Origin of the sequence: Bradyrhizobium diazoefficiens, assembly GCF_016616885.1 — a bacterium.
In the GTDB taxonomy this organism is placed as follows: domain Bacteria; phylum Pseudomonadota; class Alphaproteobacteria; order Rhizobiales; family Xanthobacteraceae; genus Bradyrhizobium; species Bradyrhizobium diazoefficiens_F.
The window spans coordinates 32,279-56,480 of record NZ_CP067102.1 but is presented as its reverse complement, the minus strand read 5'-3'; the positions used below and the strand labels follow the sequence as shown (position 1 = coordinate 56,480).

Below are 24,202 nucleotides of genomic sequence, written 5' to 3'. Positions count from 1 at the left end.
GAGCGATTACTCGCCGGCCGCTTCGCGCGGGGCCTTCTCGCCCTCGCCGCCCTTGCCTTCGAGGTCTTCGCCGGTGGTCTGGTCGACGACCTTCATCGACAGCCGGGTCTTGCCGCGGTCGTCGAAGCCGAGCAGCTTGACCTTGACCTTGTCGCCTTCCTTGACGACGTCGGAGGTCTTCTGCACGCGCGCAGAAGCGAGCTGGCTGATGTGGACGAGACCGTCCTTGGAGCCGAAGAAGTTCACGAAGGCGCCGAACTCCATCACCTTGACGACGGTGCCGTCATAGATCTGGCCGACTTCCGGATCGGATGCGATCGACTTGATCCACTTGATCGCGGCCTTCATCGCCTCGCCGTCAGCGGAGGCGACCTTCACGGTGCCGTCGTCCTCGATGTTGACCTTGGCGCCGGTCTTCTCGACGATCTCGCGGATCACCTTGCCGCCGGTGCCGATCACTTCGCGGATCTTGTCGGTGGCGATCTTGAAGGTCTCGATGCGCGGCGCGTATTCGCCGAGCTCGGCGCGGGCGTTGGTGAGCGCCTTGGCCATCTCGCCGAGGATGTGGATACGCCCATCCTTGGCCTGAGCGAGCGCCACCTTCATGATCTCTTCGGTGATGCCCTCGATCTTGATGTCCATCTGGAGCGAGGTGATGCCCGCTTCCGTACCGGCAACCTTGAAGTCCATGTCGCCGAGATGGTCTTCGTCACCGAGGATGTCCGAGAGAACCGCGAAGCGCTTGTCTTCGAGGATCAGGCCCATCGCGATGCCCGCGGTCGGCCGCTTCAACGGTACGCCGGCATCCATCAGCGCGAGCGAAGCGCCGCAGACCGAAGCCATCGAGGACGAGCCGTTCGATTCGGTGATCTCCGACACCACGCGCGTGGTGTAGGGGAACTCATGATGCGGCGGCAGCACCGGGTGGATCGCGCGCCAGGCGAGCTTGCCGTGGCCGATCTCGCGGCGCTTGGTGCCGCCGAGGCGACCGGTCTCACCGACCGAGTAGGGAGGGAAGTTGTAGTGCAGCAGGAACGTCTCTTTGTACGTTCCCGACAGCGCGTCGATGTACTGCTCGTCCTCGCCGGTGCCGAGCGTGGTCACGACCATCGCCTGGGTCTCGCCGCGGGTGAACAGCGCCGAGCCGTGCGCGCGGGGCAGCACGCCGACTTCGGCGACGATGTTGCGAACGGTCTTTGAGTCACGGCCGTCGATGCGCTTGCCGGTGTCGAGGATGTTCCAGCGAACGATCTTGGCTTCGAGCTCCTTGAACACGCCGCCGATGCGCAGCTTGTCGTATTTCGGCTCCTGCCCTTCGGGGAAGTAGTGGGCGATCACCTTTTCCTTGACCTTGCCGACCGCCGCGTAGCGATCCTGCTTGACCGGAATGGCGTAGGCGGAGCGCAGCTCCTGCTCGACGAGGCCGAGCATTTCCTTCTCAAGCGCGGAATTGTCGATGACGGTGACTTCGCGCGGCTCCTTGGCGGCCTTCTCGGCGAGCTCGATGATCGCGTTGATGACCGGCTGGAAGTGGCGGTGACCGAACATCACGGCGCCGAGCATGATGTCTTCGTTCAGCTCCTTGGCTTCCGACTCCACCATCAGCACGGCGTCGGCGGTGCCGGCGACGACCAGATCGAGCTGGGTGTCGACCATCTCGTCGAGCGTCGGGTTGAGGATGAACTCGTCATTGGCGAAGCCGACGCGGGCAGCGCCGATCGGGCCCTTGAAGGGCGCGCCGGACAGGGTCAGCGCGGCCGAGGAGGCCACCAGCGCGACGATGTCGGGATCGTTCTCCATGTCGTGCGACAGCACGGTGGCGATCACCTGGGTCTCGTTGCGCCAGCCGTCGACGAACAGCGGACGGATCGGACGGTCGATCAGGCGGGAGACCAGCGTCTCCTTCTCGGTCGGACGACCCTCGCGCTTGAAATAGCCGCCGGGAATGCGGCCAGCTGCGTAGGTCTTCTCCTGGTAGTCGACAGTCAGGGGCAGGAAGTCGACGCCTTCACGCGGCGCCTTCGCCGCGACGACGGTGGCGAGCACCACGGTCTCGCCATAGGTGGCGATGACTGCGCCGTCGGCCTGGCGTGCGATTTTGCCGGTTTCGAGCTTGAGAGGGCGTCCACCCCAGTCGATCTCGACTGAATGCTTGTTGAACATAGAGGTCTTCTTTCATGGTTTCTCGAAAGAAGGGACGGCTCGAAAAACAAAAACCATGTCAAGATTGCAGGACGCTGATCGGAGCGGGCGATCAGCGTCCTGCGATCCTGCCATGGTTTTTGGATGTCGGATGGCGTCCATCCTTTCGGGTCATACGGGCACCTTGCCCGTTGCGCCCAGCCGCCGGATTGCTGCTGGACTGTCAGTCGGCACGAGCGCGAACACCGAACCGCGGTCTTCGCCCATCATGCCCCCGGATGCGAAGCAGCATTGGCCCGCACCGGACATACGCGTGAGGCTCGATCAAAAACCTTAAAACAAGCGCTTTCGCTCGAAATCACGCGCAAAAACGCGCGCCGGTGGCGCGCGCAAGAACTCTTACCGACGAATGTTGTGCTTCTCGAGCAGCGCCTTGTACCGCGCCTCGTCCCGCTTCTTCAGGTAGTCGAGCAGCGAACGGCGGGTCGAGACCAGCTTCAAGAGGCCGCGACGCGAATGGTTGTCCTTCACGTGCGTCTTGAAATGGTTGGTCAGGTTGTTGATGCGTTCCGACAGGATCGCGACCTGAACCTCCGGCGAGCCGGTGTCGCCAACCTTGTTGGCATTCGTCTTGATGACTTCCGCTTTGCGTTCTGCGGCAATCGACATCGTCAATTTCTCTCGTTGCGACCGGTTGAGGCAGTCAAGCCGGTCAGGTTGAACACACGCTTGGGGATGATTTCGCCATTGCCAACTTCGGCAAGCGCCAAAAGACGGCCTGCCACCGTGACATAGACTGTGCCGCTACTTGTGGGCGCATCCCGTCCGCGCAACAAAACGGCTTGGCCCCGATGGAGCCTTGCCGCATCAGCCCGAGTGACGGCCAGTGCCGGGATGTCGTCCAGCGCGGTCTCAACGGGCATCAGCGCGTCGGCGAGGCTTCCCTCGCCGGACGCGGCTCTATCGCATAAAGCCTCCAGCTGATCCAGCGGAATCATGTCATTTTCGCCAAATGGGCCGACCAGGGTCCGCCGCAGCGCGCAGATATGGCCGAAAGTACCGAGAATCCGGCCCATATCGCGGGCGAGCGCCCGGACATAGGTGCCCTTGCCGCACTCGGCCTCGAACACGGCCCGGTCGTTATCAGGTTGATCCACAAGGTTTAAATGGTGAATCTCGACCGGGCGGGGCGCCAGTTCCACGACCTCGCCGTCGCGCGCGAGGTCATAGGCCCGCTCGCCCTGGACCTTGATCGCCGAATAGCGCGGCGGGACCTGCTCGATCACCCCGGTGAAACGGGGCAGCAGGGCCAGGATGGCGTCCCGGGTCGGGCGCTGGTCCGAGGTCGCGGTGACCTGGCCTTCGATGTCGTCGGTGTCGCGCTCCTCGCCCCAGCACACGGTGAAGCGGTAGCGCTTGCGGCCGTCCATGACGAAGGGAACGGTTTTGGTGGCTTCGCCGAGCGCGATCGGCAGGCCGCCGGAAGCGAGCGGGTCGAGGGTGCCGGCATGTCCCGCACGCTTGGCGTTGAACAGGCGCTTGAGGACGGCAACCGCCTGCGTCGACGTCATCCCGATCGGCTTGTCGAGCACGACCCAGCCGTGCACGTCGCGCCGGTCGCGGCGCGGCTGATTGCCCTTCTGCTTGTTGGCGCGCGGATCGTTGTTGACGCGACGCGCCTCCTGATGCGGCTGAACATCACCGCCGACGTCTGCAAAATTATTTTTCTGCATGTCGTGCATATCGGGCTCTTCGCTGCCGATCGTGCCGTGAGCCGGGTCCATCATCATTGCTCTTCTTCCCGATCCGAGTCCGGATCCTGTTCCAGGTCCTTCTGCACCGCAGGTGTTCGCAAAAGCTTCTCGATCCGTTCCGCTTCGTCGAATCGTTCGTCGACGCGGAAGCGAAGATCAGGTGCAAATTTCAGGTTAACGCGCCGCGCGACTTCGCCGCGCAGGAATTTCTTGTTGCGCTCGAGCGCAGCGATGATGATCTCGGTGTCGCGGCCACCGAGCGGCATCACGTAGACCGTCGCGAGCTTCAGGTCGGGCGACATCCGCACCTCCGGCACGGTGATGATGTGACCTTCGAGGTCCGCATCATGCACAGTCCCTTGCGCCAGAATATCGGCTATCGCGTGGCGAACCTGCTCGCCGACGCGCAGCTGACGCTGCGAGCCGCCGGGCGCGGAACTCTTTTTCTGATGATGGCGCGGCATAGTCGGAAATCACCTCGTCGTGCCCGCGTTTGGGACACGAGCATTGTCATTTGTCCTGTCGGAACGAATGAGGCGTGGATGGCCGGAAAAAATCCGGCCATCGCACTCCTGCAATTTCAGTTCAAAAAGATCCGGGCGCTTCGGTAAGATTTGGACTTACAGGGAGCGCTGGATCGTCTCCACGCGATAACACTCGATCACGTCACCGGCACGCATGTCGTGATAGTTCTCGAAGGCCATGCCGCATTCCTGACCGGACTGGACTTCCTTCACTTCGTCCTTGAAGCGCTTCAGCGTCGACAGCTTGCCTTCGTGCACGACGACGTTGTCGCGGATCAGGCGCACATTGGCGCCGCGTTCCACGGTGCCGTCGGTGACGCGGCAGCCGGCAACCTTGCCGACCTTGGAGATGTTGAAGATCTCCAGGATCGAAGCATTGCCCAGCATGGTTTCGCGCAAGGTCGGCGCGAGCAGGCCGCTCATCGCCTTCTTCACGTCGTCCACGAGGTCGTAGATGATGTTGTAGTAGCGGATCTCGATGCCGTTGCGCTTGGCGGCCGCAGCCGCCTCCTTGTTGGCACGAACCGAGAAGCCGATGATCGCGGCGTTGAAACCTTCCGCGAGCGTCACGTCGGACTCCGAGATGCCGCCGACGCCTGCATGCAGGATGCGGGCTGCGACTTCGTCGGTGCCGAGCTTCTCCAGCGAGCCGAGGATCGCTTCCAGCGAGCCCTGCACGTCGGCCTTGATGATCAGCGGGAATTCCTTGCGGCCCGCCGTCTTCAACTGCGACATCATCTGCTCGAGCGAGCCGCGCATGCCGGAGATCGAGGCAGCCGCGTTCTCGCGCTTCTGGTGCGCGCGGTAGCTCGTGACCTGACGGGCGCGGGCTTCGTTCTCGACCACCGCGAGGCGATCGCCGGCTTCCGGCGGACCGTTGAAGCCGAGCACTTCGACCGGCACCGAGGGACCGGCTTCCTGAACCGTCTCGCCCTGATCCGAGATCAGCGCGCGGACGCGGCCCATTTCGGCGCCGGCAACGATGATGTCGCCGACACGGAGCGTGCCGCGCTGGACCAGCACGGTCGCGACCGGACCACGGCCGCGATCGAGCTTGGCTTCGATCACGGTGCCTTCGGCCGGGCGCTCCGAATTGGTCTTCAGGTCGAGGATTTCGGCCTGGAGCGCGATCATCTCGAGCAGCTTGTCGAGGTTGGTCTTGTTCTTGGCGGACACCTCGACATCGACGACGTCGCCGCCGAAGGATTCCACCTGCACCTCGTGCTGGAGCAGCTCGGTGCGCACGCGCTCGGGCTTGGCATCGGGCTTGTCGATCTTGTTGATCGCAACAATGATCGGCACGCGTGCCGCCTTGGCGTGGTTGATGGCTTCGATCGTCTGCGGCATGACGCCGTCATCGGCAGCGACCACCAGCACGACGATGTCGGTGACCTTGGCGCCGCGGGCGCGCATCGCGGTGAAGGCGGCGTGGCCGGGCGTGTCGATGAAGGTGATCTTCTTGCCGCTCTCGGGCGACACCACCTGGTAGGCGCCGATATGCTGGGTGATGCCGCCGGCTTCGCCGGAGACAACGTTGGCATGCCGGAGCGCGTCGAGCAGCGAGGTCTTGCCGTGATCGACGTGGCCCATCACGGTCACGACCGGAGAACGCGTCTCGGTGTCGTTGGAATCGTCGACGGCGTCGAACAGGCCTTCTTCAACGTCGGACGCGGCGACGCGCTTGACGGTGTGACCGAGCTCTTCGGCGATCAGTTGCGCGGTGTCGGCGTCGATCACGTCGGTGATCTTGTGCATCGCGCCCTGCTTCATCAGCATGCGGATGACATCAACCGCGCGTTCGGCCATGCGGTTGGCGAGTTCCTGGATGGTGATCGCTTCCGGAATGATCACCTCGCGGATGAGCTTTTCCTTCGGCTCGTTGGCGGCGTGGCCCTTCAGGCGCTGGGTGCGGCGACGGAACGAGGCGATCGAGCGCTCGCGAACCTCGTCGGCATTGAGCGCAGTGACGACCGTCAGGCGGCCGCGCTCTTTCTGCGGGCCGGGCTTGTGGGTGGGCTTGGGAGCGACGACAGGACGCGCGGCGCCGCCGGGACCTCGGCGGATCTGGCGCGGACCATCGTCCTCGTCGGGACCGGCCGCAACGCCGGGGGCGCGCGCCGGCGGGCCGGCCGGCCGCGCCGTGGTGGTCCCCGGACGGGTGGTCGTCGCCGCAGGACGCGTCGTGGTCGTCGCGGAGCGCGGAGCGCTGGTTGCCGAAGCGGCTGCCGCGGGACGCGCGGCCGCTGCCGACTGCTCGCCTTCGCCAAAGCGCTTCTTGGCTTCAGTCTCGGCCTTGCGCTTGGCCTCGTCCTCGTGACGATGGCGCTCTTCCTCGGCCTTGCGGCGGGACTCGGCGGCTTCGCGCTCGGCGCGTTCGGCGGCCTCGCGAACGGAGCGGCGCTGGGCCTCTTCCTCGGCCTGGCGGCGCTCTTCGACTTCGCGCACCTTGGCATCGGCGAGCGCGCTGGCGCGGGCGGAGCGTTCATCCTCGGTCAGCGTACGCAGCACGACGCCGGAGCCGGCGTTACGCTGCGGCGCGGGGCGTGAAGGGGCGGGCGCAGGTGCAGCTGGCGCCGGCTTTGCAACAACCGTGGGTGCCTGCGGCTCAGGGCTGCCGTCGATACGGCGCTTGCCGCGCTTCTCGACCACGACCTGCTTGCTGCGGCCATGGCTGAAGCTCTGGCGCACAGTGCCCGTTTCGACGCGCGGCTTGAGCGATAGCGTCTTGCTCGGAACGCTCAGCTTCTTGTCGTCAGGGGTCTTGGTATCAACCATTCAGCAGTCCTAATCCTGATTTGTCAGTGTTGTGCGTTGCCGCACCGTCCAATCGGGTCGTCGTTGTCTCTCAGAAATCCTGGCCGGGCTTTTCGGCAGTCTTGTCAGCGTCCGCCATCCGGTATCGGACCAGCATCTGGCTACGTGACAGGAATGACTTGCTCGCCGGGCCCGCGAGCAGGGCAGCATGTATCACATTTGACCGGGTAAGTGCCAAATCCAATTCTATCGATTTCAATGCGGTGACGACGGGAATCGGCGGCTGAACACCGCGATTTCCGTCATTTTGCCGCGCCAGCATGTCCAATTTGCGGATTCCGTCCGCGGCCCCGTCGCTGGCATGGATCAGGACCTCGACCGTGCCTTCCCGCAGGGCGCTCTCGACCTTGCCGAAACCGGCGACGATCTGCCTCGCCTTGGCGGCGATCCCAAGGACTTCGGTCACGCTCCGAACCAGAAGCGCCTCGATGTCGGCGGGGAGCGTCGGGGGAATGCGCAGGTCGCGCTTGAAGGCTTTGGTAAATTGGTGACGCCGCACGGCTTCCGCAACCACCTGTCGCGATGCCGTGACCCACATGCCCCGTCCGGGCAGCTTGCGCTTGAGATCGGGAACTATGTCGCCTTGCGGCGATACGACGAAGCGGATCAGATCGTCGATCGGCCGGACCTCGCGGCTGACCGCGCACATACGCATGGTCGCGGACCTTTCGGTCCGCGGTCCATGGTCGAGTTCGGTGTCAGTATCGGTGAGCATCCGGGCGACATTCTCCTTTGCCCTTAAGCCGGCTGATCTTCGGTCGCCTCAGCCTCTTCGGCCGGCTTGGCGAGGTCAGCCTCGGTGATCCAGCCGGCCTTGACGCGGGCCTGCATGATCATGGCTTCCGCATCGTCGCGGGAGACGCCGAGACCGTCGAGCGCGCCGGCAAACTTGGTCTGCTCGCCGCCTTCCTTGCGCTCGGTCCAGCCGACCAGATCGTCGGTGGCGCAGCCGGCGAGGTCCTCGACCGACTTGATGTCGTTCTCGCCGAACTTCACCAGCATCTTCGAGGTGACGCCGGGGACCTCCTTCACGCCGTCCTCGACACCGAGTTCCTTGCGGCGGGCCTCGATCTCGGCTTCCTGCTGATCGAGATATTCGCGGGCCCGGTTCTGGAGCTCCTGTGCGGTCTCTTCGTCGAAACCCTCGATCCCGGCGAGTTCCTTGAGATCCACCATCGCGAGTTCCTCGACCGAGGTAAAGCCTTCGGACGCGAGCAACTGGCCGACCACCTCGTCGACATTGAGCGATTCCATGAAGACACGGGTGGAGTTCTCGAAGTCGGCCTGGCGGCGCTCCGATTCCTCCTGCTCGGTCAGGATGTCGATGTCCCAGCCGGTGAGCTGCGAGGCGAGGCGGACGTTCTGGCCGCGACGACCGATCGCCAGCGAGAGCTGGTTGTTGGTGTCGGGCACCACGACCTCGATGCGCTCGCGGTCTTCGTCGATGACGACCTTGGAGACTTCCGCCGGCGCCAGCGCGTTGACCACGAAGGTCGCGATGTCGGGCGACCACGGAATGATGTCGATCTTCTCGCCCTGCAGTTCGTTCACGACGGCCTGCACGCGCGAGCCGCGCATACCGACGCAGGCGCCGACCGGATCGACCGAGGAATCGCGGGAAATCACGCCGATTTTCGCGCGCGAGCCCGGATCGCGGGCGACCGCCTTGATCTCGACGATACCGTCGTAGATTTCAGGCACTTCCTGCGCGAACAGTTTTGCCATGAACTGCGGATGGGTGCGGGACAGGAAAATCTGCGGACCGCGGGTCTCGCGGCGGACGTCGAAGATGTAGGCGCGGACGCGGTCGCCGTTGCGGAACACTTCGCGCGGCAGCATCTCGTCGCGCCGGATGATGGCTTCACCGCGGCCAAGGTCGACGATCACGCTGCCATATTCGACGCGCTTGACGACGCCGTTGACGATGTCGCCGATGCGGTCCTTGAATTCCTGATATTGCCGGTCGCGCTCGGCTTCGCGCACCTTCTGCACGATCACCTGCTTGGCCGACTGCGCGGCGATGCGGCCGTATTCCAGCGGCGGCAGGGTGTCGGCGATGGTGTCGCCGACCTGGGCGCCGGGGTTGGCGCGCTGCGCATCGACCAGCGAGATCTGGTTGGAATGATTTTCGACCTTGTCGACCACCAGCATGTGACGCGACAGCCGCAGCTCGCCCTTCTTCGGGTCGATCTCGGCGTGAACGTCAGTCTCGCTGCCGTAACGGGCACGCGCCGCCTTGGCGATGGCATCTTCCATCGCCGCGATGACGATGCCGCGGTCGATCGATTTCTCGCGGGCGACGGCGTCGGCGATCTGGAGCAATTCAAGTCGATTGGCGCTGACTGCCATGGCTAGTCTCCTTCGTCAGGCTCGATCTCGCCGCGTCGCGCTCGTTCGGCGGCAAGGCGATGTTTCTTCGTATTGGTCGGGGCCGGCTTCTTTTTCGGCTTGGTGTTCTTGGTGGTCTTCGCACTGATCTCCGCGTGCGGTGCCTGCGGCGGCGCGATGCCGAGATCACGGCGCATCTGGCGCTCCTCGGCCTTGCCGCGCCGCATGGATTCCGCGATCAGCTCATCGGTCAGCACCAGCCGCGCCTCGGCGATATCTTCCATCGTCAGGAGCACGTCGGCATCGTCGTTCGCCTTGGCGTCGTCGCGGTGCAGATGCACGCGGTCGCCTTCGACGGCACCGAGCGTGCCACGGAACCGCTTGCGCCCTTCATGGGCGACTGCCATATCGATCTTGACCAGATGGCCGGAATAGCGCTCGAAATCGGAGCGGCGCACCAGCGGGCGGTCGATCCCCGGCGAGGAGATTTCCAGCCGGTAGGCGCGATCAATGGGGTCGGCGACGTCGAGCACGGGCGACAGGGCCCGCGAGATCGCCTCGCAATCCTCGAGCTGCATCGAGCCGTCCGGCCTCTCGGCCATGATCTGCACGGTGCAGCCGGCTTCCCCGGAAATGCGGATCCGCACCAGACGGTAACCCATGCCCTCGAGCACTGGCGCCGCGACCGCAGACACCCGTGCTGCCGCGCCTGGCTCGACCACGAGCCTCGGCTCGGCCAGCAACTCGGCATCGGTGGAACCAGTGTTCGGTTCGGTCATATCAGAGGTCAAGGCGCTCGATGGTTAAGGCTTGGTTAAAACGTCAAAGCCCGCTTCGGAACTTTCCCGACAGTCCGTCGGGCCGCACCTTCCGCCAAGCCGCGTTCAGGTAATAAAAAAGAGCGGGTCCTTTCGGGCCCACTCTCACTACGCGGATCGTATGAGAAGATGAATTGGCCCTGATATAGCCCTTTCCGCCCTCCCGGACAAGGCCCATCGCAGCCGGATGCGGGCTTTTTGCGCCCCGGCTGGCAGCGCCAGAGCAACGCTTCCTTCATGAAGCGGGCCTAATTTTCGCGGTTGTGGGGCGGCTTCAGCCTATGGCGCGCCCACGGCGTGCCATATTCGAGTTGCGTTTCATGACCGTTGCCACGTCGCTCATTCCCGGACTGGACGATATCGTCAAACGCGGCGATCCCCGGCGTCGTGGCGAGATCGCGAGCGCCATTGCTGCGCTGTTCTTTCAGGACGCGTCAAAACTCCGTCCCGAGCTCGTCGATCTCTTCGACAATCTTCTGATCGATCTCGTTCCGCATGCGGAGCTGGCCTCGCGCGTCGATCTCGCCGAGCGCTTCTCGCGGCTGGACAATGCACCGCCTCACTTGGTGGGGCAGTTCGCGCGTGAAAACGAAATCCTGGTGGCGGGCCCGGTGCTGCGCCGATCGCCCGTGCTCGATGAAGCTGCGCTGGTCGAGATCGCCCGGCTGAAGGGCCAGGGCCATCTGCTGGCGATGACGGATCGGCCGACCCTGTCGACTGAGATCACCGACGTGTTGGTCGATCGCGGCGATCGCGACGTGGTGCGCCGCGCCGCGGGCAATGCCGGTGCGGTCTTCTCAGCCGGTGGCTATTCGGAATTGATCAAGCGCGCGAGCCAGGATGGCGTGCTGACGCTCAAGATTGGCCAGCGCGAAGATCTCTCCGGCGAGCACCTCAAGGAACTCCTGGACGGCACGCTCGATGTCATTCGCCGTCGCCTGTCCATCGTGGTCAATCCGACGCGCCAGGTCGAGATCAAGCGCGCCATGGCGTCGATCGAGGAAGCCGCGCTGCCGCCCGGCCCGCGGCGCGATTTCTCCGCCGCGCAACGTACGGTGCTTGGCCTGCATCGCGGCGGCCATCTCGGCGAAAGCGCGCTGCTCGGTTTTGCCAAGGCACAAAAATACGAGGAATCGGTCGCCACGCTCGCGGCGATGGCCGGCGTCAGGCTTTCGATGCTCAATCGCCTGATCGCGGGCGACCGCTACGATCCGATCCTGATCCTCGGACGGGTCCTGAATCTCGGCTGGCCCACGGTGCGCGCGCTGATCCTGATGTGGTACGGGCCGCATCGCATGCCGGCCGATGCCGATCTTGAGCAAGCGCGCGTGAACTTCACGCGCCTGATGCCGACGACCGCAGAGCGCGTCGTGAAATTCTGGCGCAATCGGCAGACGATCTGAGATCATTTCTCCAGTCATTCCGGGGCGCGCGAGGCGCGAACTATGGTGCGCACTTGCGCACCTGAGAATCTCGAACTTCCGGGTTCGATGCTGCGCATCGCCCCGGAACGACAATCATTTCCGTTTGAATCGCAGATATGCCGCCTTGCGCCCTTCGCGCGCGGCTTTTCGTCCATAGCGCGTCATGGTGTAGCCGGCCCAGGGCTGACGAAAATCATCGGCGCGTTCCGCAAGCCACTGAAAATCCGGCGCGCGCGCAAGATGCGACAGCGTCCAGGCGCAGTAGTCGTCGATATCGCAGACGAAGCGGAATTCACCGCCCGGCTTCAGCACGCGCGCCATTGCGACGATCGTCCGGTCCTGAACGAAGCGGCGCTTCCAGTGTCGCCGCTTCGGCCAGGGATCGGGGTGGATCAGATCGATCCGCGACAGCGACGCGTCCGGCAGCCAGGCCAGCAGCTCGGCGGCGTCGCCGGCGAACAGGCGGATGTTGGCGATGTTGGCGGCCTCGATCTGCGCGAGGATCTTTGCCATGCCGTTGACATAGGGCTCGCAGCCGATGAAGCCCGTCGTCGCGAAGTTCTGTGCTTCCGCCGCCAGATGCTCGCCGCCGCCGAAGCCGATCTCGAGCCGTACGTCGTCGGCTGCTGGATCGAAGATCTCAGCGGCGCTCGCCGGCCGCTCCGTCGTGATGTCGAGCGCGAGATGCGGCAGCAGATGGTCGACCAGCTCGGCCTGGTGCTGCCTGAGCTTGTGGCCCTTGCGCCGTCCGAAGAAGGCGCGCTCGCCGTCCGCGCGATCGGGATCTGATTTGCGTTCGCTCATCGCAGCGTCTGGTACAGGCGATGGAGCAGCCGCGCGCGCGGCTCGAGCGAGGAGACGTAGAGCTGCTCATAATGGGTGTGTGCGCCCTTGCCGTCGACGCCGAGCCCGTCGAGCGTGCCGGTATAGGGCGCGGTGAAATTGCCGTCCGAGCCGCCGCCGGTGTTGGTGTCGATCAGCTCGAAGCCGATCTCCGCGGCCAGCGTCCTGGCGTGCTCGTACAGCGAGGCGCCCGCATTGCCCTTCTCATAGGGCGGACGGTTGAGCTCGCCGGTAACGGTGACGGTGACGCCGTCGGTCTTCGATGTCAGCCCAAGAATCTTGCCGACGAATTCTTCGGCATCGTTGAAGCCAGGCACGCGCAAATCGACTTCGGCAAAGGCCTCTTCCGGCGTGACGTTGGGCCGCGTGCCGCCGCGCACCACGCCGACATTAACGGTGACGCCGCGCTTGAGATCATTCATCCCTTCCAGCGTCTGGATGACATTGGCGAGCTCGCGCACGGCGCTGCGGCCGTCTTCGGGCCGCGAGCCGGCATGTGCGGGCACGCCCTTGATGTAAATCTTGAATCGCCCGACGCCCTTGCGTCCGGTGACGATCTTGCCGCCGTCGCGCGCCGGTTCCGTGACCAGCACGTACTTGGCCTTGCGCCCTTCCGCCTCGATGAGCGCGCGCGAGGTCGGGCTGCCGATCTCCTCGTCGGAGGTGAACATGTGGGTGATGCCGAGCGGCGGCCGCTCGGGTGCACCGCAAAGCTCGCGAAAGGCGTGATAGGCGATGTAGGCGCCGCCCTTCATGTCGTAGATGCCGGGACCGAACGCGCTGTCGCCTTCGACCTTGAACGGCAGGCGCGCAATGAAGCCCATGGGATGAACGGTATCGAGATGGCTGAGCACCAGGATACCGGGCCGGTCCTGGCCCCAGGCCGAACGCACCACGAGATGACCGCCGCAGCCATCGACGCCGGCGACGCGTTCGAGCGTGACGGGCAGATCGCGATAGTGGTCGGCAACCATCGAGGTCAGCTTGTTGACCTGTGCGGGCACTTCCGTCGGCGTCTCGATCTCCACCCAGCGGCGGATACCATCGAGAATAATTTGGGAATCGAACGAATTGGAGCTCGCCATGAACGTATCTGTGCCTTCGAATCGCATCATCTCGGCGGAGGCAGCGCAAAGCAGCACCCGCAAATGACGACATAGGCCAGATTTGGCGCAGCCTCAAATCGGAATGAGTTGGCGCGTCAGCGCTTGTCCGGGCCTTCGCGGGCGGCGATCTGCTCGACGAGATCGACGATTGAACGGCGCAGCTTCGAATCGGTGATTCGGGTGAACGCCTTGGTCAGCGCCAGCCCTTCCGATGTCGCCAGGAAGTCGGAGACATAAGAGGGAGATGCGCCTTCCGCGAAGCCGTCGGGGCCGGCCACACCACTCGGTCCGCCCTCGAACAGGAACGACACCGGCACCTGCAGAATCTCCGCAATCTGCTGGATTCGGCTTGCGCCGACGCGGTTCGTGCCCTTCTCGTACTTCTGAATCTGCTGGAAAGTCAGGCCTAAAGCTTCACCGAGCTTTTCCTGACTCATGCCCAACATGATGCGGCGCATGCGCACGCGACTGCCGACATATTTGTCAACAGGGTTGGGCGCTTTCGACATGTCCTCAGCCCTCCAAACACCACCGTCGGCGCAATGAAAGTATTGCCTCGGGTGACAGCGACGTCAAAACTTCACCCTGATTGGGGAAACATTGCGGAGAAATTTAGCAATGCACCGCTGTCTTGTGCAGCCGGTGCAGAATGGGGAGCCCGCGTGCAATCTGTCAACCGTGGGACTACGGTTGTCAAAGGTTTCCGGCCGCCTCGCTGGAAACCGCTAGCGACGGCGCGATCAGGGGTGCCGTTTGGCAACACGTCGTCGCACCGCCAAAATCACAGCCAGCGCGACGAGCATGGCTGCGGGGATGTCTCCGACTCTCGCATAGATGGTGGGCGGGATTGCGGTGGGCAGACCTGCGTCCAAAATGCCTTCGATTCCGAGACCGAGGCTGGCCACTGTGCGTCCCACCGGATCGATCACCGCCGAGATGCCGGTGTTCGCGGAGCGGACCAGCGGCAGTCCGAGCTCGATGGCGCGCATCCGCGCCTGCTCCAGATGCTGGTAAGGTCCGGTCGAGATGCCGAACCAGCCGTCATTGGTGAGGTTCACCATCCAGCCCGGGCGCTCGTCGCGCGTCCCGACCTCGCCGGGGAAGATCGCCTCGTAGCAGATCAACGGCAGCGCGGGCGGCGCCCCCGGTATCGGCAGCACACGGCGCACCGTGCCGGGAATGAAGCCGCCGCGTATCCGCGTCAGTTGTTCGAAGCCGAGCTTCTCCATCAAATTCTGGTAGGGAAGAAATTCGCCGAACGGAACGAGGTGCAGCTTGTCGTAGACCGCGAGCACGCTGCCATCGTGATCGATCACGTAGATCGAATTGTAGGCCCGCGTGATCGGCTTGCCCGGCGGCAGATCGGGGGCGCGGACCGATCCGGTGATCAGCACCGTGCCCTTGGGCAGCAGTTCGGCGATTTGCGCCATCGCGTCGGCTTCGCGGGTCAGGAAGAACGGAAAGGCGGATTCCGGCCAGATCAAGATCGTGGCGGCGCTCACGCCGGTCGATTGCGGTCCAGAGGCGCGATCCGACAGCGCGAGATATTTCTTCATCACCTCCGCCTTGGCGGAGTAGTTGAATTTTTGGTCCTGCTGGAGGTTCGGCTGCATCAGGCGCAGCTTGGCACCCGCAACCATTGTGGTCGGATGCAGCGCCATGCGGATGGCGCCGAAGATGCCCATCACGACCAGCAGCGCAACGGCCCCGGCCGGCACGCGCCATGCGAGGCTGCGGTCGCGCGTGCGGTCGATCAGCACCGCAGGTGCCGCGAAGATCGCAACCGTGAGGAACGTCATGCCCCACTGGCCAATCAGCGAGGCCGTCTGCGCCAGTGCGAGCGGCTCCGACAGCCCATAACCGAACGCGTTCCAGGGAAAGCCGGTCAGCACGTGCCCGCGCAACCACTCGCTGACCGTGAGGCTCGCGGCGAGCGCGAGAATGCGGGTGGCATCCTTGGTCCAGAGCAGGCGGGCCAGCGCGAAGCCGATCGCGGTGAAAATGGAGAGATAGGCCGGCAGGCCCAACACCGCGAACGGCGTCAGCCAGGCAAACACATCCGCGTCGACAAAAAAGGCGTAGCCGATCCAGTAGAGGCCGGGGACGAAATAGCCGAGCCCGAACCAGTAGCCGGTCAGCGCCGCGGCGGGGACGCCGCCATATCGTCCGGCGCCGGCGCCATCGATCAGCCAGACCATCACGGGGAAGGTGATAAACAGCACCGGCCAGGCATTGAACGGGGCCAGCGCCAGCACCGACAGCGCACCGCACGCCGTCGCAAGCAGCGCGCGCTTCCATCCCCAGGTCAGGATGATGGCAAGCGCAATTTGCCGAAGTCGCTGGAATGCGCTCACTGCGGGCCGGTCCCGTCGGCAGGCGGCGGGGTCGGTGTGTCGCCCGCCGGCGGCTGGCCGCTCTCGGGCGTGGTCTCGCGGCGGCGGCTTTCGCGCTGGGTCCGCGGCGCCGGGCGTTCCTTCCGCGTCGAGATGCGCAACCGCTTGACGCGGCGCGGATCGGCATCGAGCACCTCGACCTCGTAATGGCCGGGGCCCGAGATCACCTCGCCGCGCACCGGCAGGCGCCCGACGAAACTGACGAGGTAGCCGCCCAGCGTCTCGACTTCCTCGCCGGCCTCGCCGGTGACGAAGTCCTCGCCGATCACCGTGCGGACGTCGTCGAGGCTGGCGCGGGCATCGGCGATGAAAGCGTTGTCGGGCAGCCGTACGATCGACGGCGGCTCGTCGCTGTCATGCTCGTCGTCGATCTCGCCGACGATCTGCTCGACGATATCCTCGAGCGAAACCAGCCCGTCGCTGCCGCCATATTCGTCGACGACCAGCGCCAGGTGAATGCGCGTGGCCTGCATCTGCGCGAGCAGGTCGATCGCCCGCATCGACGGCGGCACGTAGAGCAGCTTGCGGATGATGCGCGCGTCCTGCAGCGGCATCGCGAGGTCGACGGTGCGCAAATCGAGCCCGGCCGGCAGCGGCTTCTTGCGCTTGGTCTTGGTGGCCTCCGACACGCGCGCCCGCGCGGTCATGAAAGCGAGCAGGTCGCGGATATGGACGATGCCGACGGGGTCATCGAGCGTCTCGTTGTAGACCACGAGGCGCGAATGGCCCGCGCTCTCGAACCGGTCCATCAATTCGCCGAGCGGGATGTCGCGCTTCACCGCGATGATGTCGGCACGATGCACCATGACGTCGGCGATGCGGCGCTCGTGCAGGCCGAGGATGTTGCGCAGCATGGTGCGCTCGACCGCGGAGAAGCCGGTATCGCCGGGCGTGGTCGCATCGAGCACGACCTGGAGATCGTCGCGCACCGATCCCGCCTTCCAGCCGAACAGCGTGCGGATGGCGCGCAGCAGCCAGCCGTCCGCCGTCGGGCGCGTGACCTCGCCGGGCGTGACCACGGCCGGCAGATTGGCCGTGTTGCGCGGATTGTCGTGAATAGGCTCTGAATCCGGCATCTCAGTGCGTCCCCGCGCGGTCTGCATAGGGATCGGGGATGCCGAGGTGAGCCAGGATCTCGGTTTCGAGCGCTTCCATCTCTTCCGCGTCGTCGTCGTTCTCGTGATCGTAGCCGATCAAATGCAGGAAACCATGCACGGCGAGATGACTCAAATGATGATCGAACGGCTTGTGTTCCTCGTCCGCCTCGCGCCGCATGGTCTCGTAGGCGATCGCGATGTCGCCGAGCATGCGCGGCGCATCGCCCGGCTTCCATTCGCCCTCCGGCTGGAGCGCGGGAAAAGACAGCACATTGGTCGGCTTGTCCATGCCGCGCCAGCTGCTGTTGAGCGTGCGGATGCCGGCATCATCGGTCAGCATCACGGCCACTTCTGCGTCCGCGACGTCCTCGTCGACAGATTCGGCGGCGGCGGCGACGGCGCGCTGGATCACGGTTTCGGCGTCAGGCTCGCTTTGCCAGCAATCGGCGACGACGAGGACCTCGGTCATGGGAAGGTTGGGATGTGACATGGCTTTGTTCGGAACGGTAAGGCGCTGGATCCGCGCCCGTGTGGTCCCGCTGTTGTCTCGTCAGGATTTGTTGCCGGCGGGCGGCCGCTGCGGCGACCCTTCATAGGCGGCGACGATTCTTGCCACGAGCTCGTGGCGGATCACGTCCTCGGCTTTGAAATGAACTTGCGCAATGCCTTCGACGCCGCTCAGCAATTTCGTCGCTTCCGCGAGCCCCGAGGTCTGGCCGTTCGGCAAATCGATCTGCGAGGGATCGCCGGTCACGATCATGCGGCTGTTCTCGCCGAGACGGGTCAGAAACATCTTCATCTGCATCGATGTCGTGTTCTGGGCCTCGTCGAGGATGATCGCGGCGTTGGTCAGCGTGCGGCCGCGCATGAAGGCGAGCGGCGCGATCTCGATCTCGCCGGTCTGCAGCGCGCGTTCGACGATGCGTGCGTCCATCAGATCGTAGAGCGCGTCGTAGATCGGGCGCAGATAAGGATCGACCTTCTCGCGGAGATCGCCGGGCAGGAAGCCGAGCCGCTCGCCGGCTTCGACTGCCGGACGTGACAGGATGATCTTGTCGACCTCCTTGCGCTCGAACAATTGTGCAGCATGCGCGACCGCGAGCCAGGTCTTGCCGGTGCCGGCCGGGCCGATGCCGAACACGAGCTCATGGCGCTTCAGCGCGCGAATATAAGAGTCCTGCGCGGCCGTGCGCGCGCGCACCGGGCGCTTGCGCAGATTGATGCTGTCGAAGGCCGACTTCGCCGATTTGGCGTCGAACTCGAACAGGGACCCTTGCGCGATCACCGCGCGGATCGCGCCCTCGACCTCGCCCTGGTCGACATCCTGCCCCTTCACGGCGTGGGCGTAGAGCGTCTCCAGCACACGGCGCGCCGCATCGCAGCCGTCGCGGGTGCCGCCGATGGTGATGTGGTTGCCCTTGGAGTCCACCACGACGCCGAGCCGCCGCTCGATCTGCGCCAGGTTCTGGCCATAGGGGCCGACCAGCGCCGATGCGGCGCGGTTGTCGTCGAAGTCGATGACGACCTGGGTCTCGGGCGGAACTTGCATATCGCGGTCAAATTTGCGGCTGGGAGCAATAGAAGACGAATCCGATGCGCTTTTTGGCAAGGGTTCAGGCTCCAGTGGCGATGGATGATAAAGCGGGCTCGCGCGCAATTCGCGGCGCGGCGAGCTCGCCGAGGAAACTGTAGCGCTCCAGGCTGTCGATTTTGACAGGCAGGATTTGTCCGATGATGTCGGGCGAGGCCATCACATGCGCAGGCTGGAGGAAGGCGGTGCGGCCGACGATCTGGCCGTCCTTGCGCGCCGGACGCTCGAACAGCACGTCGACCGTTGAGCCAATCGCAGCCTTGTTGAAGGCCGATTGCTGGCTGTCGATCAGTTCCTGGAGCCGCTCCAATCGCTGGTCCATCTCGGCGGGGGACACCGTCTCCTGCATGTCCGCGGCCGGCGTTCCCGGCCGGGCGGAGTATTTGAACGAATACGCAGCAGCGTAGCCGATTTGCGTGACAAGCGCGAGTGTGGTGAGAAAATCTTGCTCGCTTTCCCCGGGGAAGCCGACGATAAAATCTGATGAAAAAGCAATGTCTTGGCGCGCGGACCGGAAACGGTCGATGACGCGTCGATAATCATCGGCGGTATGTTTCCGGTTCATGGCGGCCAGGATTCGGTCCGAACCCGACTGCACCGGCAGGTGCACGAACGGCATCAGCGCATCGAGATCGCGATGGGCTGCAATCAGGCTGTCATCGACGTCGCGGGGATGGCTGGTCGAGTAGCGCAGCCGCGCGACGCCGGGAATCCCGGCCAGGCGCTCCAGCAATTGGCCAAGCCCCCAGGTTTTTCCGTCCGGCCCGTCGCCGTGATAGGCATTGACGTTCTGGCCGATCAGCGTGAGCTCGCGCACGCCGTTGTCGGCAAGGCGCTTCACGTCGTCGATGATCTTCGCCACCGGGCGCGAGACTTCCGCGCCGCGCGTATAGGGCACGACGCAGAAGGTGCAGAACTTGTCGCAGCCTTCCTGCACCGTGACGAAAGCGGAAATGCCGCGCGCGCGGATCGCATCGGGCTTGGGCTGGGCCAGGAAACCGAACTTGTCGGCCGCGGGAAACTCGGTCTCGATCGCGCGGCCTTCATGGCCGGCGCGCTTCAGCAGCTCGGGCAGGTGATGATAGCTCTGCGGGCCGACCACGACGTCGACCGTGGGGGCGCGACGCACGATCTCCTCGCCCTCGGCCTGCGCGACGCAGCCCGCCACGGCGATCTGCATGGCACGGCCCTCGCGCGCGGCGTCGTCCTTGGCGACGCGCAGGCGGCCGAGCTCGGAATAGACCTTTTCGGAAGCCTTTTCGCGGATGTGGCAGGTGTTGAGGATGACGAGATCGGCGTCCTCGGCGTTGGCCGTCTCCACGAATCCTTCCGGAGCCAGCGTGTCCACCATGCGCTGGGCATCGTAGACGTTCATCTGGCAGCCATATGATTTGATGTGCAGCTTGCGCGGCGGCTTCATGGAACCCGGAATTGTGGTGGAGAACGGCCCTCAGATATAGGCTGAGGGGCCGAAAATCCAGCGATTGGACGGGCAACGGTCATTCCGGGGCGCTCGCAGCGCGAGCGAACCCGGAATCCAGAGGTTTTGGGCACGAGATTCCGGGTTCACGCGCGCCGCGCGTGGCCCGGAATGACAAAAAGGGACGAAATCAGCCCGTCACGGCTTCCGCCGCCACCCGCCGGACCAGCTCAGGCAATTGATGCATGTCCGGGAAGGTCAGGTCGGCGCCGGCCTGGCGCAGGGTTTCGGCATGGCCAGCCCCGCAATGGCTGCCACCGTAAAAGCCGAACACTTTCATCCGGGCCGCCCGCGCGCCGGCGATGCCGGCAAGACTGTCCTCGATCACGACACAGCGCTCGGGCGGGACGCCCATTTGCTTCGCCGCAAACAGGAACAGGTCCGGTGCCGGCTTGCCGTTTGTCACCTGCGAGGACGAGAAGATGTTCGGCGCGAGGCGTTCATAGAGCCCCGTGCGTCCGAGACTCACCCGCATGCGCGGATGCGAACCGCTCGAGGCAACGCAGACACACTGCGTCACGACGTCGAGCACGTCGTGGATGCCGCGGATCGCTTCGAGGTCGGCTTCGAATGCGCGAAACAGCTCGTCCTGCAGATCGCCGTGATAGGCCTCGGGCAGCTTGCGGCCGAGCTCGGTTTCGATCTCGAAATTGGCCTGTTTCGTCGAGCGGCCAAGGAAGCGCTCTGACACCTGCTCTGATGTGATCGGATAGCCGTGCCGGGTCAGCACATCCGCATGCGCGCGACAGGAGATCACCTCGCTGTCCACGAGCACGCCGTCGCAATCGAAGATGATGAGATCGATGGGCACGAGATCAAGACGTTGGCTTGTCGTCGTCGAGCGGGACGCAATAGAGCTCGAGCCGGTGATCGACCAGCTTGTAGCCGAGCTTGCGGGCGATCTCGGCCTGGAGTTTTTCGATCTCTTCGGAGGTGAACTCGATCACCTTGCCGTCGCGCAGATTGATGAGGTGATCGTGATGGCTGTCGCGCATCGTCTCGTAGCGCGCGCGGCCCTCGCGGAAATCATGACGCTCGATGATGCCGGCATCCTCGAACAGTTTGACGGTGCGATAGACGGTCGAGATCGAGATCTTGTCGTCGACCGCGACACAGCGCCGGTACAATTCCTCGACGTCGGGGTGATCGACCGCTTCCGCAAGCACGCGGGCGATGACGCGGCGCTGCTCGGTCATGCGCATGCCGGTGGCGGCACAGCGCGCCTCGATGCCGGACGCCTTGGATGCGGAAGAAGGTTTAAGTCCAGTCATATGATGTCTGCCTGATGGGGCGCTTTCCGCCCTCAATGTTACGACAAGTCACGTCGCATCAGAAGTGCGTTCAATTGTTCCCCGTTGGCCTGCTTATAGTATCGTTCGCGGCGCCCGACCACCACGAATCCGCCTCTATCGTAGAGCCGCCGTGCCGGCAGATTGTTCTCCTCGACCTCCAGAAATATCGTGCGCACGCTTCGCCCTGCGAGGTGGCCGAGATGGGTCATCAGCAGCGTATGGGAGAGACCGCGGCCACGATAGGACGGGTCGACCGCGACCGAGAGGATTTCGGCTTCGTCCGCGCCGATCCGCGACACGGCAAAGCCGATGATCTTGCGCCCCACGCGCAAGCGATGGACGAGCGTGTTGCGCTCGGCGAGCATGGTCTCGAATTCGGCTTCGCCCCAGCCGTGCGCGAAGGAGGCGCCGTGCAGCTGTGCCAGCTGCGCCGCGTCGCGCGCGGACGCCGGTTCGACGGCGGCGGTGCCGCCGCGCCACCATTCCGAAAACCATCTCATCATGACGTTGCGGCTTGAGCTGCGAGCAGCGGCTGGGCCGCCGGCTTTGCATCGGGCGCCTTCAGGTATAACGGCCGCGCCGGATTGGTGTCGGGATTGGCCGCGGCGCCGAGCCAGGCGACCCAGCTGATATCAGGCGCGGGCTGCGCGTCGACCGAAACAGGTTGCGGCGCATCCTTCGGCCAGCGCTCGGCGAGAATCTTCGCGGCATTGCCGACCAGATGCGGCGCGCCGAATTGCGAGGCCGCGATCGCCTCGTCGATGGGAGCGACGGCCGGCCGCACCAGCAAACTGCCGTCACCGGCGACGATCTGGAAATAGACGTGGTCGTGCCGCGCATCGATCGCCGAAATCACCGGCGCCGGTCCGCTCTGGCCGACGATAGCGGCCGCATAGGCCGACAAGGTCGTCAGTCCGACGGCCGGCCGCTTGGCCGCGAGCGCAAGACCACGGGCCGCCGAAATGCCGACGCGCAAGCCGGTGAAGCTGCCGGGGCCGACCGTGACGGCGATGCGGTCGAGCGCCGTGAACGCGAGATCCGCCGACTGCATCACGCGCGCGATCATCGGCATCAGCGCCTCGGCATGGCCGCGCTTCATGAGCCGTTGCTCCTGCGCGAGAAGCTCACCGACGTCGGTGTCGAGAACGGCGGCCGCGCACGCCTCCAGCGCGGTGTCGATGGCAAGGATCAGCATGAGAACGCGAATTGCGAATGGCGAGTGGCGAATAGTCTAGCCGATCCCGGTTCCATTCGCCATTGGCTCCTCGCCATTCGCCTACCGCCTACATCTACCGCCTACATCGGCCGGACTTCGACGACGTCAGGCACAAAGTGCTTCAGCAGATTCTGGATGCCGTGCTGGAGCGTGGCGGTCGATGACGGGCAGCCGGAGCAGGCGCCCTTCATGTTGAGATAGACGATACCGTCCTTGAAGCCGCGGAAGGTGATGTCGCCGCCGTCATTGGCGACCGCCGGCCGCACGCGGGTCTCGATCAGATCCTTGATCATGTCGACCGTCTCGGCATCGGACTCGTCGAAGAACTCGTCCTCATCGTCGAGATCGACATCGGCTTGCGCCGCGCCGTCGGCGAGCAGCGGCGCGCCGGACATGTAGTGCTCCATGATGGCGCCGAGGATCGCGGGCTTGAGCTGCTGCCATTCACCGTTCGCCTTGGTGACGGTGATGAAATCCGATCCATAGAACACGCCGGTGACGCCGGGCACCTCGAACAGCTTTTCCGCGAGCGGCGAGCGCACAGCGGATTCGCGGCTCGAAAATTCCATCGGGCTGCCGTCGGTGACGACGCGGCCGGGAATGAATTTCAGCGTGGCCGGATTGGGGGTGGCTTCGGTTTGAATGAACATGGTTTTCTCCAGACGTCGCCGGTTCAAGGCCGGCGCGTGCTCCATCCAGTAGCAGATGGCGACGGGGAACGCACGATCAAGGGGATGTGGAGCATTAGTTCAAGATTTTCAGCGGGTTGCACTTGCCCTCCCCCTCCAGGGGAGGGTAAGCGCTACGACAGCGAATCCACGCTTCCGTCGCTCAGCGCACCTGAAATGACGGTCACCGGCACCGGGAACGTGCCGAGCGCATGCGAGAGCAGTGCCACCCATGGCCCTGGCCCTTCCGCGCCCGGGTTGGCGGCGAGCACGAGCATGGCGATGTCGGGGTCCTCGTCGATCACCGCGAGCAGCTGTTCCATCGCGGCGCCCTCGCGGATGAGCCGTTCCGGCGTGATCGCGGCAATGCCGTTGGCGCGGCCCGCGGCGCGGTCGAGCGCGGCTTCCGCCGCTTCATGCGCCTCGGCCCGCATGATGTCGGCGACACCGAGCCATTGCTGGTTCTGGTCCTCGATCTCGATGATGCGCAGCATCACCACGCCGCCGCCCGCGCGGATCGCCCAGCGGCTGGCGTAATAGACCGCGCGATCCCATTCGGCGGTATCGTCAACGATGACGAGACATTTGGGCTTGTGACCCGGCTCGAAGCAAAGTCGCTTGCTGGTCATGCCTATCCCGGAATGTGCACGGGCGACATGCTGCCATACTCGCCCACGCTTGGGGAGAGGCGAAGCGGCCCGCGCCGTGGCGC

At 64.7% G+C, this 24,202-nt stretch carries 23 protein-coding genes; 1 reads left to right on the top strand and 22 read right to left on the bottom strand.

Annotation, left to right across the window (positions count from 1 at the left end; translation table 11 throughout):
* Nucleotides 1-6 precede the first annotated feature (6 nt).
* The 8 genes from pnp to rimP all read right to left on the bottom strand — a co-directional run bounded on the left by pnp (nucleotide 7) and on the right by rimP (nucleotide 10,341).
* Nucleotides 7-2,163: a polyribonucleotide nucleotidyltransferase gene (gene pnp / locus JJC00_RS00235; protein ID WP_200470796.1), complete on the bottom strand. Its 2,157-nt coding sequence runs from the start codon at nucleotides 2,161-2,163 to the stop codon at nucleotides 7-9.
* A 378-nt stretch (nucleotides 2,164-2,541) separates the two neighbouring features.
* Nucleotides 2,542-2,811: a 30S ribosomal protein S15 gene (gene rpsO, locus JJC00_RS00230; RefSeq protein ID WP_027531556.1), complete on the bottom strand. Its 270-nt coding sequence runs from the start codon at nucleotides 2,809-2,811 to the stop codon at nucleotides 2,542-2,544.
* 2 nt (nucleotides 2,812-2,813) lie between these two features.
* Nucleotides 2,814-3,932 (bottom strand): tRNA pseudouridine(55) synthase TruB, encoded by a 1,119-nt coding sequence (truB, locus tag JJC00_RS00225; RefSeq protein ID WP_200470795.1) that lies wholly within the window; start codon nucleotides 3,930-3,932, stop codon nucleotides 2,814-2,816.
* Nucleotides 3,929-4,360 (bottom strand): 30S ribosome-binding factor RbfA, encoded by a 432-nt coding sequence (gene rbfA / locus JJC00_RS00220; RefSeq protein ID WP_200470794.1) that lies wholly within the window; start codon nucleotides 4,358-4,360, stop codon nucleotides 3,929-3,931. The genes truB and rbfA overlap by 4 nt, the downstream gene beginning before the upstream one ends.
* Nucleotides 4,361-4,516: 156 nt before the next feature.
* Nucleotides 4,517-7,195 carry a translation initiation factor IF-2 gene (gene infB / locus JJC00_RS00215; protein WP_200470793.1) on the bottom strand — a complete coding sequence of 893 codons (2,679 nt, stop codon included), beginning with the start codon at nucleotides 7,193-7,195 and terminating at the stop codon, nucleotides 4,517-4,519.
* A 70-nt stretch (nucleotides 7,196-7,265) separates the two neighbouring features.
* Complete coding sequence (locus tag JJC00_RS00210; protein ID WP_200470792.1) at nucleotides 7,266-7,949, bottom strand: RNA-binding protein; 684 nt, start codon at nucleotides 7,947-7,949, stop codon at nucleotides 7,266-7,268.
* Between the two features lie 23 nt (nucleotides 7,950-7,972).
* On the bottom strand, nucleotides 7,973-9,583 hold the full coding sequence (gene nusA / locus JJC00_RS00205; RefSeq protein WP_200470791.1) for a transcription termination factor NusA: 1,611 nt from the start codon (nucleotides 9,581-9,583) through the stop codon (nucleotides 7,973-7,975).
* Between the two features lie 2 nt (nucleotides 9,584-9,585).
* On the bottom strand, nucleotides 9,586-10,341 hold the full coding sequence (rimP, locus tag JJC00_RS00200) for a ribosome maturation factor RimP (protein ID WP_200470790.1): 756 nt from the start codon (nucleotides 10,339-10,341) through the stop codon (nucleotides 9,586-9,588).
* 359 nt (nucleotides 10,342-10,700) lie between these two features.
* On the opposite strand from rimP, the gene JJC00_RS00195 reads away from it, so the two are divergent.
* Nucleotides 10,701-11,783 (top strand): DUF2336 domain-containing protein, encoded by a 1,083-nt coding sequence (locus tag JJC00_RS00195; RefSeq protein ID WP_200470789.1) that lies wholly within the window; start codon nucleotides 10,701-10,703, stop codon nucleotides 11,781-11,783.
* Between the two features lie 114 nt (nucleotides 11,784-11,897).
* On the opposite strand, the gene trmB is transcribed toward JJC00_RS00195, so the two are convergent.
* The 14 genes from trmB to JJC00_RS00125 all read right to left on the bottom strand — a co-directional run bounded on the left by trmB (nucleotide 11,898) and on the right by JJC00_RS00125 (nucleotide 24,119).
* The gene (gene trmB, locus JJC00_RS00190) at nucleotides 11,898-12,608 is read right to left on the bottom strand and encodes a tRNA (guanosine(46)-N7)-methyltransferase TrmB (protein ID WP_200470788.1); all 711 of its coding nucleotides are present in this window, start codon (nucleotides 12,606-12,608) and stop codon (nucleotides 11,898-11,900) included.
* Nucleotides 12,605-13,762, bottom strand: a complete 1,158-nt coding sequence (locus JJC00_RS00185; protein ID WP_200470787.1) for a M20 family metallopeptidase — start codon at nucleotides 13,760-13,762, stop codon at nucleotides 12,605-12,607. Before JJC00_RS00185 ends, trmB begins: the two co-directional genes overlap by 4 nt.
* Nucleotides 13,763-13,848: 86 nt before the next feature.
* On the bottom strand, nucleotides 13,849-14,262 hold the full coding sequence (locus JJC00_RS00180) for a helix-turn-helix domain-containing protein (RefSeq protein WP_057746952.1): 414 nt from the start codon (nucleotides 14,260-14,262) through the stop codon (nucleotides 13,849-13,851).
* A 231-nt stretch (nucleotides 14,263-14,493) separates the two neighbouring features.
* Nucleotides 14,494-16,107: an apolipoprotein N-acyltransferase gene (gene lnt, locus JJC00_RS00175; RefSeq protein ID WP_200470786.1), complete on the bottom strand. Its 1,614-nt coding sequence runs from the start codon at nucleotides 16,105-16,107 to the stop codon at nucleotides 14,494-14,496.
* Entirely contained in the window at nucleotides 16,104-17,222 is a 1,119-nt protein-coding gene (locus JJC00_RS00170; RefSeq protein ID WP_246774053.1) for a hemolysin family protein, read from the bottom strand. Before JJC00_RS00170 ends, lnt begins: the two co-directional genes overlap by 4 nt.
* A 1-nt stretch (nucleotide 17,223) precedes the next feature.
* Nucleotides 17,224-17,733, bottom strand: a complete 510-nt coding sequence (gene ybeY, locus JJC00_RS00165; RefSeq protein WP_200470784.1) for an rRNA maturation RNase YbeY — start codon at nucleotides 17,731-17,733, stop codon at nucleotides 17,224-17,226.
* A gap of 60 nt (nucleotides 17,734-17,793) precedes the next feature.
* A complete protein-coding gene (locus JJC00_RS00160; protein ID WP_200470783.1) occupies nucleotides 17,794-18,792 on the bottom strand; it encodes a PhoH family protein in 999 nt (332 codons plus the stop codon).
* A 64-nt stretch (nucleotides 18,793-18,856) separates the two neighbouring features.
* Entirely contained in the window at nucleotides 18,857-20,254 is a 1,398-nt protein-coding gene (miaB, locus tag JJC00_RS00155; protein ID WP_200470782.1) for a tRNA (N6-isopentenyl adenosine(37)-C2)-methylthiotransferase MiaB, read from the bottom strand.
* A gap of 190 nt (nucleotides 20,255-20,444) precedes the next feature.
* The gene (locus JJC00_RS00150; RefSeq protein WP_200470781.1) at nucleotides 20,445-21,125 is read right to left on the bottom strand and encodes an HAD family hydrolase; all 681 of its coding nucleotides are present in this window, start codon (nucleotides 21,123-21,125) and stop codon (nucleotides 20,445-20,447) included.
* Between the two features lie 4 nt (nucleotides 21,126-21,129).
* A complete protein-coding gene (locus tag JJC00_RS00145; protein WP_200470780.1) occupies nucleotides 21,130-21,585 on the bottom strand; it encodes a Fur family transcriptional regulator in 456 nt (151 codons plus the stop codon).
* 38 nt (nucleotides 21,586-21,623) lie between these two features.
* A complete protein-coding gene (gene rimI / locus JJC00_RS00140) occupies nucleotides 21,624-22,109 on the bottom strand; it encodes a ribosomal protein S18-alanine N-acetyltransferase (protein WP_200470779.1) in 486 nt (161 codons plus the stop codon).
* Nucleotides 22,106-22,801, bottom strand: a complete 696-nt coding sequence (tsaB, locus tag JJC00_RS00135; RefSeq protein WP_200470778.1) for a tRNA (adenosine(37)-N6)-threonylcarbamoyltransferase complex dimerization subunit type 1 TsaB — start codon at nucleotides 22,799-22,801, stop codon at nucleotides 22,106-22,108. Before tsaB ends, rimI begins: the two co-directional genes overlap by 4 nt.
* A gap of 101 nt (nucleotides 22,802-22,902) precedes the next feature.
* Entirely contained in the window at nucleotides 22,903-23,472 is a 570-nt protein-coding gene (locus tag JJC00_RS00130; protein WP_200470777.1) for a NifU family protein, read from the bottom strand.
* A 152-nt stretch (nucleotides 23,473-23,624) separates the two neighbouring features.
* On the bottom strand, nucleotides 23,625-24,119 hold the full coding sequence (locus JJC00_RS00125) for a universal stress protein (protein ID WP_200470776.1): 495 nt from the start codon (nucleotides 24,117-24,119) through the stop codon (nucleotides 23,625-23,627).
* Nucleotides 24,120-24,202: the final 83 nt, after the last annotated feature.

Bases quoted from the DNA above. Each gene is read 5' to 3' on its own strand.
- nusA (WP_200470791.1), bottom strand. From the start codon at position 9,583: ATGGCAGTCAGCGCCAATCGACTTGAATTGCTCCAGATCGCCGACGCC.
- tsaB (WP_200470778.1), bottom strand. From the start codon at position 22,801: ATGCTGATCCTTGCCATCGACACCGCGCTGGAGGCGTGCGCGGCCGCC.
- JJC00_RS00170 (WP_246774053.1), bottom strand. From the start codon at position 17,222: ATGCCGGATTCAGAGCCTATTCACGACAATCCGCGCAACACGGCCAAT.
- JJC00_RS00185 (WP_200470787.1), bottom strand. From the start codon at position 13,762: ATGATGCGATTCGAAGGCACAGATACGTTCATGGCGAGCTCCAATTCG.
- miaB (WP_200470782.1), bottom strand. From the start codon at position 20,254: ATGAAGCCGCCGCGCAAGCTGCACATCAAATCATATGGCTGCCAGATG.
- rbfA (WP_200470794.1), bottom strand. From the start codon at position 4,360: ATGCCGCGCCATCATCAGAAAAAGAGTTCCGCGCCCGGCGGCTCGCAG.
- JJC00_RS00160 (WP_200470783.1), bottom strand. From the start codon at position 18,792: ATGCAAGTTCCGCCCGAGACCCAGGTCGTCATCGACTTCGACGACAAC.
- truB (WP_200470795.1), bottom strand. From the start codon at position 3,932: ATGATGATGGACCCGGCTCACGGCACGATCGGCAGCGAAGAGCCCGAT.
- rimI (WP_200470779.1), bottom strand. From the start codon at position 22,109: ATGATGAGATGGTTTTCGGAATGGTGGCGCGGCGGCACCGCCGCCGTC.
- trmB (WP_200470788.1), bottom strand. From the start codon at position 12,608: ATGAGCGAACGCAAATCAGATCCCGATCGCGCGGACGGCGAGCGCGCC.
- JJC00_RS00180 (WP_057746952.1), bottom strand. From the start codon at position 14,262: ATGTCGAAAGCGCCCAACCCTGTTGACAAATATGTCGGCAGTCGCGTG.
- ybeY (WP_200470784.1), bottom strand. From the start codon at position 17,733: ATGTCACATCCCAACCTTCCCATGACCGAGGTCCTCGTCGTCGCCGAT.
- JJC00_RS00145 (WP_200470780.1), bottom strand. From the start codon at position 21,585: ATGACTGGACTTAAACCTTCTTCCGCATCCAAGGCGTCCGGCATCGAG.
- JJC00_RS00130 (WP_200470777.1), bottom strand. From the start codon at position 23,472: ATGTTCATTCAAACCGAAGCCACCCCCAATCCGGCCACGCTGAAATTC.
- rimP (WP_200470790.1), bottom strand. From the start codon at position 10,341: ATGACCGAACCGAACACTGGTTCCACCGATGCCGAGTTGCTGGCCGAG.
- JJC00_RS00125 (WP_200470776.1), bottom strand. From the start codon at position 24,119: ATGACCAGCAAGCGACTTTGCTTCGAGCCGGGTCACAAGCCCAAATGT.
- JJC00_RS00210 (WP_200470792.1), bottom strand. From the start codon at position 7,949: ATGCTCACCGATACTGACACCGAACTCGACCATGGACCGCGGACCGAA.
- rpsO (WP_027531556.1), bottom strand. From the start codon at position 2,811: ATGTCGATTGCCGCAGAACGCAAAGCGGAAGTCATCAAGACGAATGCC.
- pnp (WP_200470796.1), bottom strand. From the start codon at position 2,163: ATGTTCAACAAGCATTCAGTCGAGATCGACTGGGGTGGACGCCCTCTC.
- infB (WP_200470793.1), bottom strand. From the start codon at position 7,195: ATGGTTGATACCAAGACCCCTGACGACAAGAAGCTGAGCGTTCCGAGC.
- JJC00_RS00195 (WP_200470789.1), top strand. From the start codon at position 10,701: ATGACCGTTGCCACGTCGCTCATTCCCGGACTGGACGATATCGTCAAA.